The 2,344-nt window shown below is 47.7% G+C and carries 2 protein-coding genes and 1 pseudogene; 1 reads left to right on the forward strand and 2 read right to left on the reverse strand.

Going from position 1 to position 2,344, the window contains the following annotated elements:
- Positions 1–126 (forward strand): annotated as a pseudogene (locus O9332_RS28160) (RNA-guided endonuclease TnpB family protein); the annotation flags it as partial.
- Between the two features lie 11 nt (positions 127–137).
- Here the strand turns inward: O9332_RS28160 and O9332_RS20140 are convergent.
- Together O9332_RS20140 and O9332_RS20145 are read right to left on the reverse strand one after the other, a co-directional pair.
- Positions 138–659 carry an SH3 domain-containing protein gene (locus tag O9332_RS20140; protein WP_287971952.1) on the reverse strand — a complete coding sequence of 174 codons (522 nt, stop codon included), beginning with the start codon at positions 657–659 and terminating at the stop codon, positions 138–140.
- Between the two features lie 12 nt (positions 660–671).
- Positions 672–2,177, reverse strand: coding sequence for a Ycf46 family AAA ATPase (locus O9332_RS20145; RefSeq protein WP_002798407.1), 1,506 nt, complete (start codon positions 2,175–2,177; stop codon positions 672–674).
- Positions 2,178–2,344 lie beyond the last annotated feature (167 nt).

Raw genomic sequence — 2,344 nt, forward strand, 5'->3', positions numbered from 1 at the left:
GTAGGGCATACCGGAACCTTTGGGCTCGATCCAATAAACGCTTGGGGAGAGAATACCTCTACTTTTTCAGAAGCAATTCTGTCTAAGCAAGTAATCTCTGTGAACCAAGAATCCCCGTCTCTTTAGAGCGGGGAGTGTCAATGGACTCTGGAAATATTACCCGCTTTAATCCAACCTTCGCGACCATCGGACAGACGTATGCGCTGCCATTGGCCATCGCTGCTGGTTCCCACCACACTAACTTTAGTATTATAATCCAGACCGCCGAGACGAGTCGATTCACTGGTAGGTTGAGAGCGCAGACTTAAACCGCTTTGCCATGTCACCCGCGCTTGATAACCCTCGGATGTGGCTTCTCTTTTTCTTGCTTCGGGACTGGGTTTCGGGGAAGCTTTTGGTGCTGGTGCAGCTGTGGGAGACTCTTTCACCTCAGCTTGGGGTTGTTCTTGGACGGGAGTAGTAGGGATGGGAGAAGGTTTGACGGCGGTTTTTTCTTCCTTAGTTTCCTCTTTTTTCTCCTCGGTAAAGACGGGTTTAGGAGGATTAGAATTCATACCGGAGAGAAGCATATAGGCGACAGCAGTAGCCCCACCGACCAAAATCGCCACTCCCATGACAAAACCGAGCATAAATTGCAATAAACCAGATAAACGCTTCATATTGGTGCTAAATTAACTGCTAGAATTGACATTAAAACGATCATCGCGAGAGGCTAGACGAGCTTTACCGGACTTTGCCCAATCCTGTAGAAATTGAATCTGTTCTTGGGCAGTCCGAGCTAGGGGGATAATCTGACTAGCGGCCTCAAGCACATCATCGGTGCTAAAGTCGCGATTTTGACTAAAACCGATGTGCATCGCTTCCACGATGGTTTGTTCGATTTCTGCCCCCGAAAAATCGGGAGTTTCGTAGGCTAATCGCTTTATATCATAACTTTTCAGATTATGGGGCCGAACTTTCCCTAAATGAACGCTAAAAATCTCCTCGCGGGACTTTTGGCTAGGTAGTCCGACAAAAAATATCTCATCGAAGCGTCCTTTTCGCAACATTTCCGGGGGCAGAGATTGGATGTTATTAGCTGTAGCGACGACAAAAACCGGCGATTGTTTCTCGGCTAACCAAGTGATAAAAGTCCCGAAAACCCGCCCAGTGGTTCCCCCGTCGCCTTTTCCCTCCGCTCCGGCGAAAGCTTTATCGATTTCGTCTATCCACAGCACACAGGGAGCTAAAGCTTCGGCGAGATTAATCATCTGACGGGTACGCGATTCCGATTCTCCCACCAATCCGCCAAATAAACGCCCCACGTCTAGACGCAGCAGCGGTAAGTGCCAATGATGGGAAATAGCTTTCGCTGTCAGGGATTTACCCGTCCCTTGGATTCCCACCAATAGTAAACCCCGGGGATTGGGTAAACCGTAGGCGCGGGCGCGTTCACTAAAGGCACCACCGCGACGAATCAGCCAATCTTTGAGATTATCTAGGCCGCCGATGTCAGAAATCTGCTCTGTGGCGGGATAAAAGTCCAATATCTGGGTTTGACGAATCGATTGGCGTTTTTCTGCCAAAATTAATTCCACGTCCTCTGGCTCAATTTTGCCGTGACTGGCTAAACATTTGGCTAAAACCCGACGAATTCTCTCTAGGGATAATCCTTGGGCAGAAAGCACTAATTCATCGAGGAGTGGTTCTTTGACGGGTTGTCCGGTGGCAGCGATTAATCGCTGGATTTCCTGTTTAATTTCTTCGCCACTGGGGAGGGGAAAATCGACGACGGTGATTACTTCGGTTAGATCCGAGGGGATAGACAGTTCGGGAGCGACGATAATTAGGTTTTTGGGCTGAGATTTCAGAGAACGGGCCAGATTTCGCAATTTTCTGGCGATGGAAATATCTTCTAAAAAGCGCTGGAAATCGCGTAAAATTATGATGGCGGCGATGTTAGGCGGCAGCTTTTCGACGAATTCAAGAGCTTGGAGGGGATTACGCCGAGCAAAGTTCTCATTATTGGGATTATCTTGATAACCATCCACGAAATCCCAGACATAGACAGCACGGTTATGGCTCTGTTTGGCAATATCGGCGATCGCTTTTTCGAGACGTTCCTCTTCTAGGGTGGTAATATAGATGAGAGGATAGCGCGCCCGCAGCAGTAATTCAAATTCTTCACCAAAGCTCATAGCTATTCGTCTATAGTTTTTGCTATTTAGGGCTTGCTGAATAAATCTAAAAACCTTGCTGGATAAGACTTTTAGACTTTTTGTCAATCCAAAAGTACCGGACCTGGGAGTGAGCGGGGGGAAAATTCAGGTACTTTTTCCCTGAAAATTAGGTAATTGACCAGATG

The sequence above is a fragment of the Microcystis sp. LE19-10.1B genome, from assembly GCF_027530565.1.
In the GTDB taxonomy this organism is placed as follows: Bacteria; Cyanobacteriota; Cyanobacteriia; order Cyanobacteriales; family Microcystaceae; genus Microcystis; species Microcystis aeruginosa.

What these genes read in the sequence shown, in the direction of transcription:
- O9332_RS20145 (WP_002798407.1), bottom strand. Translation starts at nt 2,177, where the DNA reads ATGAGCTTTGGTGAAGAATTTGAATTACTGCTGCGGGCGCGCTATCCT.
- O9332_RS20140 (WP_287971952.1), bottom strand. Translation starts at nt 659, where the DNA reads ATGAAGCGTTTATCTGGTTTATTGCAATTTATGCTCGGTTTTGTCATG.